The following is a 7,720-nucleotide window of genomic DNA, read 5'->3' on the forward strand; positions in this document are numbered from 1 at the left end:
ATGGCACTAAACTATCAATCTATTGCGGTAAAATAAGAACTGACATATAATGGGTTGTTATGATCAATACATGATAGGAGTTGGACCATGTTAGCACGATTTTTCTCATATTATAAACCATATAAGTTTCTATTTATACTAGATTTCTCTTGTGCCGTGTTAGTGGGCTTACTAGAATTAGCTTTTCCACTCGCTGTTAATCAGGTTATTGACAAATTATTGCCTGTAGGAACTGGAGCGTTATTCTTTGGGCGTGTGTTGGGTTATTGTTGATCTATATGGTAAATACCGGTTTACATTATGTTGTTACGTATTGGGGGCATATGCTCGGGATCAATATAGAGACAGATATGAGACGGAAGTTATTTGAGCACATGCAAAAGCTATCATTTGGTTATTATGATAATCATAAAACAGGACATTCTATCTCGAGGCTTACAAAAGATTTAGAAGAAATTGGCGAGGTGGCTCATCACGGGCCAGAGGATGTCTTCGTTGCTGTGATGACGCTAGTTGGATCTTTTATTCTGATGCTAACAATTAACTGGAAACTAGCGATATTAGCTTTCTTAGTTATTCCGCTTTTAACTTATTTAGCTATTTATTTTAATAAAAAAATGACGATTACCTTTCGAAGAATGTTCAGTGATGTCGCTGACATTAATGCTCGTGTAGAAGATAGCATTGGTGGAATTCGAGTCGTTCAAGCCTTCGCCAATGAAAAGCACGAACAAAAGCAATTTGCCGTTAATAATGAAAACTATCGCCATACAAAGCTACGTTCTTATAAAATTATGGCTCAAAACGTCACAGCGAACTACATGCTTATGAGAATCATTACGTTGTTTACGCTTTTATTTGGAACGTTCTTTGTTTTGCGAGGAGAGTTAACGAACGGTGAATTTGTCGCCTTTATTCTTTTATCAAATATTTTGCTTGGTCCTATTCAGAAAATTAATGCGGTCATTGAAAGTTATCCGAAAGGGATTGCTGGTTTTAAACGTTATTGTGAGATTCTTGATACAGTTCCAGATATTAAAGATTCTCCAAATGCCAAAGAGATTAGCGTAAATGGAGCCATTGAATATAATCAGGTAACGTTCGGTTATGAAGGTCAGGAGAAAGTATTACAAAATATCTCCTTCCACATTCGAAAAGGTGAAACAATTGCTTTTGTAGGGCCATCTGGTTCAGGGAAAACAACATTGTGTAGCTTGTTGCCAAGATTTTATGAGTTGGAAAAAGGGAGCATCTGCATTGATGGTGTTGATATTCGTGACATTAAACTTGAATCATTAAGAAGTCAAATTGGGATTGTCCAACAAGATGTTTTTCTTTTTTCAGGTTCAATTCGAGAGAATATTGCTTACGGAAAGCTAGATGCAACTGATGATGAAATTATGGAAGCGGCTAGAAGAGCTCAACTTGATGAATTTGTTCAAACACAGCCTTTTGGTCTTGAAACGGTCATTGGTGAACGAGGCGTTAAGTTATCAGGAGGGCAAAAGCAGCGGTTAGCGATCGCAAGAATGTTCTTGAAAAATCCTCCTATCCTTATTTTAGATGAGGCCACTTCTGCATTAGATACCGAAACAGAAGTAGCAATTCAGCAATCGTTAGCGGAACTATCAAAGGGGAGGACGACACTTGTCATTGCCCATCGCTTGGCGACAATTAAAAATGCCGACCGTATTATGGTGGTGACGAAGGAAGGAATTGCTGAACAAGGTAATCATGAAGAATTAATAGAGGCTGAAGGGATTTACAGCCGTTTGCACTATGCTCAGTTTGGGTGAAAAAAATCACAATTTCTTTAATATTCTATTCATAAGTCAGGCATATTTCGACATAATTATGTCTCGAATACGGATATTAAAGGAGTGTGCCAACATTGGAAAATGAAAAATCAAGAAGAGAAGCACTCAAAGTTCTAATTAGAAAAAAGAAAAAACAAGAACAACGAGATTGGCGTCTGACGATGAAACGATTAAGGAAATTTCAAACAGGTGTGTTGAATCATAAGACGAGTAAGTTTGAATAAGGAACATGATGTGAGAAGTACCGTATTGGTGCTTCTCTTTTGTTAGATTCTATAAAATGATAGAATATTCGTGTTCTTGATGCTAACATTACTAGCAATAGTTGAAAAGGAGTAAACAGATGGATCAATTTCAGACAGTGGATAATGAAAAGCTATTAAACAAACCACATGTAAAACTCAAGTTAAAAATGAAAATGATCCTACTAATCGGCTTACTCATCATTAGTATGTTTTCTGTTATGGGTATATTTCTTCACTATTTTTTTTCAGATACACTAGAAACACAATTAGGCGAGCGGGCATTGAGCGTGGCAACAAGTGTGGCGCTTATACCAGAACTGAGAGAAGCGTTTGCTCTTGAAAATCCTTCAGACGTCATTCAACCTTTAGTTACACCAATAAAAGAAGCGACAGGTGCTGAATTTATTGTTGTTGGAAATGCGAGTGAAATTCGCTACTCTCACCCACTTCAGGAAAAAATCGGCCAGAAAATGGTCGGAGAGGACAATCAACCAGCTTTGTTGCATGGAGAGTCTTATGTATCGAAAGCGTTTGGTTCTCTCGGCTATTCCATTAGAGGGAAAGTTCCAATTTTTACAGAAGATGGTGAGATTATTGGAGTCGTTTCGGTTGGCTATCTAATTGAAGATGTGAAAAGTATGATATCAACCTATAGTAGAGAACTTTGGTTCATCCTTTTTCTTTTTATTGGTCTGGGTATGGTTGGTGCTATATTCATAGCTCGTTATATTAAGAGATTATTATTTGGATTGGAGCCTGAAGAGATCTCTCACCTCTTGCTTCAGAAAGAAACGATTTTGCAATCAACGCATGAGGGAATTATTGCTGTTAACCGTTATGGGGTTATAACCTTAATTAATACAGCGGCACAAAAGTTGCTTTTTGATCATAATGATTACGACCATTTCATAGGTAAACCAATTAAAGAAATTTTGCCCGCTTCTACGTTAACGGATGTATTACAAACAGGGGAAAGTCAGTTTGATAAAGAGGTACAAATAGGAAAGCACACGATTCTAGTTAATAGAGTCCCTATATTCTACGGAAAAACGTTAATAGGAGCAGTCTCGACATTTCGGAATAAAACAGAGATTGATCGTTTAACTAAGGAATTAACGAAGATAAAACAATATGCCGATGCACTTAGAGCTCAAACACACGAGTTTTCCAATAAGTTATATACCATTCTTGGTCTCATACAGTTGGAGAAAAAAGAGGAAGCGGTAGCCTTTATTAAAAAAGAAAACAATATGCAACAAGAGTGGATACACTTTTTGTTAGAAAAGGTTCCTGATCCCATGGTCAATGCGATTTTATTAGGAAAATTAAATCAAGCGATGGAGCAAAGAGTCGAGCTGTCGATTCATCCAGACAGTCAAATGACACAACCACTTTCTCACGAGAAAAGAGATATACTTGTAACGGTTCTTGGTAATCTGTTACAAAATGCTATAGAAGCCACCAAACTAAATGAAGAGAAGGTAAAAAAGATAACGGTGTTCTTTACCGATATCGGCAATGAAATTCTCTTTGAAATAGAAGATTCAGGTCCGGGAATTCCGGTCGAGTTAGCAGACAAAATTTTCACCCAAGGTTTCTCGACAAAAAAAGGAATTAATCGTGGAATCGGTTTAGCTTTGACGAAGCAGGCTCTTTTGGACGTCGGAGGGGATATCTTCTTAGAAGAAGGAGATTTAGACGGGGCGTGTTTTGTTTTTACAATTCCGAAAGATGAGTCTAAGGAGGGATGACATGAAACGATGCTATCAAGTTCTTATTGTAGAGGATGATTTTCGAGTTGCTGATATTACGCGTCAATATGTAGAACATGTAGAAGGTTTTGAAGTACTAAGTACTTGTAAAACAGCTACAGAAACGCTTGCATTTTTAGACAACCATCCACCACCAGACTTAATTCTTCTTGATGTCTACATACCTGACGTAGAAGGCTTAGATCTATACTGGACGCTTAGAAAAAATCACCGCGAAATAGAGATCATTATGATAACTGCGGCAAAGGAAGTTGTGACGATTGAAGAGGTCATTAGAGGTGGAACATTTGATTACATCGTAAAGCCCGTTGAGTTTTCTAGGTTTGAGCAAGCGTTAAAGAGGTTTACTACCCACCGTGAATTACTAGCTTCAAAGGTTGAAATGGATCAAGGCGAAATTGATCAACTTACAGGTTTAAATTCTAAATTAGTGGACAAGTTACCGACTCCGATGGATGCGGAACTTCTGCCAAAGGGAATTGACCGGATTACTCTTAATAAAATTAAATCAATCATTGTAGAGCAAGACCAAGGTGTCACGGCCATTGAACTCGGAAAAATGATTGGTGCAAGTCGTTCAACGGCAAGGCGGTATCTAGAATTTTTAGTTTCTACAGAAGAAGTACTAGCAGAGCTTAAATATGGCGATGTTGGCCGACCGGAACGAAGATACAGACGATCGTGAACAATATGAACAAAATAGATTTAATGATCTTTAATTAGTTTATTTCTCTTATATCGCTCTCTCTTTTTCGTTTGTGTTAAGTTTCTAGATATATCAGAAACTTCGAAAAAAGAGAGGGTTATTTTTATTGTTTGAAAGCAATCTAACTAGCTTTAAATGTATACGCTTTCAAATAGTGCCTCTGTCAACATATTAAGGGGGAGAGAAGAATGCTAAGTTTAATTGGATTTGCTACCATTTTAATTATTGTATTATTGCTTCTGAGTGGGAGAATTACACCGATCATTGGACTTGTCATTATTCCAATTGTAGGTGCCCTACTTGCGGGATTTGGTTTTCCTGAAATTGGAGTGTTCTTTGGGGAAGGAATCGACAAGGTAATTAATGTTGTCATCATGTTTATTTTTGCTATTTTGTATTTTGGTGTTATGCAAGATGCGGGTTTGTTTGATCCTATTATTAATAAAATGATAGCGATTTCCCGTGGTAATGTCATTGCAGTAGCGGTCGGAACAGTCCTAATTGGAGCGATTGCTCACTTAGATGGATCAGGAGCTTCGACGTTTCTTATTACGATTCCAGCTTTGCTGCCGTTATACAAACGATTAAAAATGAGTCCATATTTACTTTTATTACTAGTAGGTACAAGTGCGAGTATCATTAACATGGTTCCGTGGGGAGGTCCGATTGGGCGTGTGGGAGCAGTGCTTGGAGTAGATCCAACAGAATTATGGAGACCGTTAATTCCGCTTCAAATTATCGCCATTATTTTATTAATAGGGATGGCTGTTATTTTAGGAATGAGAGAGAACCGTCGAATTGCGAAGTTAACAGAAACAGATCTAGCTAATATAGAAGCGGCAGCAGCTATTGAATTAACTGATGATTCTGCAATCGAGAAAAAGGATAATTCATTAGCTCGTCCGAAATTATTATGGGTAAACCTACTTTTAACAATTGGCTTAATTGCGATGTTAGTGTGGGGGATTATTCCGGCAGGATTTATTTTTATGATTGCTCTTAGTATTGCGTTGCCTCTAAATTATCCGAATGTAAATGAGCAAATGGAGCGAATTAAGGCTCATGCTCCAAATGCACTTTTAATGGCATCAATTATTCTTGCTGCTGGTTCGTTTTTAGGAATATTAACTGGATCTGGAATGTTGGACTCTCTAGCAACAGATATTGTTAAGTTTTTACCTGCAATGTTAGTTCCTTATTTACATTTAATTATTGGCTTTCTAGGGGTACCGTTTGAATTGGTATTAAATACGGATGCGTACTATTTTGCGTTGCTACCTGTGGTAGAACAAATTGTAACAAGTTATGGTGTTGAAGCGGCATCTGCTGCTTATGCTATGACAATTGGAAACATCATTGGGACATTTATCAGTCCGTTTTCTCCAGCTCTATGGTTAGCGCTTGGTCTAGCAGGATTAGAGATGGGTAAACATATCCGTTATTCCTTTTTCTGGATGTGGGGTTTTAGTATCATCCTTATTGTGATTGCAATGTTTATCGGAATCGTTTAATAAGTTAGAGAAGGTTATCCTGAAGGCACTGCTTTCGGGGTAACCTTTTTATGTTGGAAGTATGGAATCTGTAGACGTGGTGTTAGTTTCTTTTGAATGAATAATGCTATACTAGGGTTGTACAATGACGGTTTGAAGGGATTCGATGGATGGTATGTTTAACTTTAAAAAAGTGTTAGTTGTCACATCAGTTGAAGCAGAAAAAGAGGCCTTTTTACGAGGTCTTGGTGAGAGTAAAGAGATTGAAGTAGCGGTTGTTGGAGTGGGTGTTGTTGCAGCTGCTGTGAATACCGCTCTTTTGTTAGCTACTAATCCATTTGATTTAGTAATCAATGCGGGGATTGCCGGCGGTTTTAATGGAAAAGCAGAAGTTAGCTCTATAGTTGTTTCAAATGAATTGGTTGCGGCTGATCTAGGAGCGGAAACAGCTGAGGGATTTTTAAGTTTAGCTGATCTTAATTTAGGAAGTATTTCAATAAGTGTTGATCAAACTTTGAGTGACGGTATAACGAAAGTGTTACTAGAAAGAGGGCTTGATGCTCAAGTAGGACCAATATTAACTTTGTCTACAGTGACAGGAACGGCTGAAAAAGCTGAAAACTTGCAAGCTCGTTTTCCAAGTGCGCTGGCAGAAGCGATGGAAGGATATGGCGTTGGTTTTGCAGCGAGTCAAAAGAAAGTACCCGTTCTTGAATTAAGGTCAATCTCCAACATGGTCGGCCCTCGTAATCGCAATGAATGGAAAATTAAAGAGGCGCTTATAGAATTAGAAAAGGCTGCTTCTATTCTTAAAGAGGTGTTGTAAAAAATGAAAATTGCATTTTCTCCTTGTCCGAACGATACATTTGTTTTTCATGCTTGGGTCCATGGTTTAATTACTGGAGCTCCTAAGTTAGATGTGACATATGCGGATATTGATAAAACGAATAACTGGGCGGCGGAAGGCAAGGGTCCCGAAGTTCAAAAGATTTCTTATGCTGCCTTACCTTGGGTTCTAAATGATTACACATTGATTCCATGTGGAGGAGCTCTTGGGAGAGGGTGTGGACCTTTGGTGTTAACGAAGGAGGCCTCGCCGGGTCCTGGAGCCTTATCTGGTAAACGAATTGCGGTACCGAGTGAGCGATCAACAGCTTATTTATTATTCCGCCTGTGGGCAGCTCAAAAAGTTGAAGGTGGAGTAGGCGAAATTATCGTCATGCCTTTTCATGAGATCATGCCGGCTGTTCAAGAGGGGAAAATAGATGCTGGTTTAGTTATTCATGAAGCCAGGTTTACCTATCAAAATTATGATTTAAATCTGATGGCTGATTTAGGGAACTGGTGGGAAGAGGATACAGGATTACCGATTCCGTTAGGAGCAATTATTGCTCATCGGTCTTTGGATAAAGACGCTATCACGAGATGGACTAGAGCTTCTGTTGAATATGCGTGGAAGCACCCACAAGCATCAACTCAGTATGTATTGGAGCACGCGCAGGAATTATCAAAGGATGTCGCACAATCTCATATTGATTTGTACGTAAATGAGTTTACGAAAGACTTGGGTGAAGATGGCTATGCAGCCGTAAGAGCTTTACTTGGAAGAGCTTTAAAAGAAGGGTTGGTTCCTGAATTTGATCTAGACGCTCTTTAGATGATAAGGCCTGGTTATCATGTAACCGGGCCT

The 7,720-nt window shown here is 38.4% G+C and carries 6 protein-coding genes and 1 pseudogene; all 7 read left to right on the forward strand.

Annotation, left to right across the window (positions count from 1 at the left end):
* Nucleotides 1-87: 87 nt before the first annotated feature.
* The 7 genes and pseudogenes from JCM9157_RS17295 to JCM9157_RS17320 all read left to right on the forward strand — a co-directional run bounded on the left by JCM9157_RS17295 (nucleotide 88) and on the right by JCM9157_RS17320 (nucleotide 7,687).
* Nucleotides 88-1,796: pseudogene (locus tag JCM9157_RS17295) on the forward strand (ABC transporter ATP-binding protein).
* Between the two features lie 95 nt (nucleotides 1,797-1,891).
* The gene (locus tag JCM9157_RS24710; RefSeq protein WP_156321503.1) at nucleotides 1,892-2,041 is read left to right on the forward strand and encodes a hypothetical protein; all 150 of its coding nucleotides are present in this window, start codon (nucleotides 1,892-1,894) and stop codon (nucleotides 2,039-2,041) included.
* Between the two features lie 119 nt (nucleotides 2,042-2,160).
* A complete protein-coding gene (locus JCM9157_RS17300) occupies nucleotides 2,161-3,813 on the forward strand; it encodes an ATP-binding protein (RefSeq protein ID WP_035666688.1) in 1,653 nt (550 codons plus the stop codon).
* Between the two features lies 1 nt (nucleotide 3,814).
* Complete coding sequence (locus JCM9157_RS17305; RefSeq protein ID WP_035666690.1) at nucleotides 3,815-4,519, forward strand: response regulator; 705 nt, start codon at nucleotides 3,815-3,817, stop codon at nucleotides 4,517-4,519.
* A 209-nt stretch (nucleotides 4,520-4,728) separates the two neighbouring features.
* Nucleotides 4,729-6,051 (forward strand): CitMHS family transporter, encoded by a 1,323-nt coding sequence (locus JCM9157_RS17310; protein WP_035666692.1) that lies wholly within the window; start codon nucleotides 4,729-4,731, stop codon nucleotides 6,049-6,051.
* Between the two features lie 145 nt (nucleotides 6,052-6,196).
* Entirely contained in the window at nucleotides 6,197-6,856 is a 660-nt protein-coding gene (locus tag JCM9157_RS17315; RefSeq protein ID WP_035666695.1) for a futalosine hydrolase, read from the forward strand.
* A gap of 3 nt (nucleotides 6,857-6,859) precedes the next feature.
* Nucleotides 6,860-7,687 carry a 1,4-dihydroxy-6-naphtoate synthase gene (locus tag JCM9157_RS17320; protein WP_035666697.1) on the forward strand — a complete coding sequence of 276 codons (828 nt, stop codon included), beginning with the start codon at nucleotides 6,860-6,862 and terminating at the stop codon, nucleotides 7,685-7,687.
* The last annotated feature ends 33 nt before the right edge of the window (nucleotides 7,688-7,720 follow it).

This window comes from Halalkalibacter akibai JCM 9157, from assembly GCF_000513135.1.
Taxonomy (GTDB): domain Bacteria; phylum Bacillota; class Bacilli; order Bacillales; family Bacillaceae_D; genus Halalkalibacter; species Halalkalibacter akibai.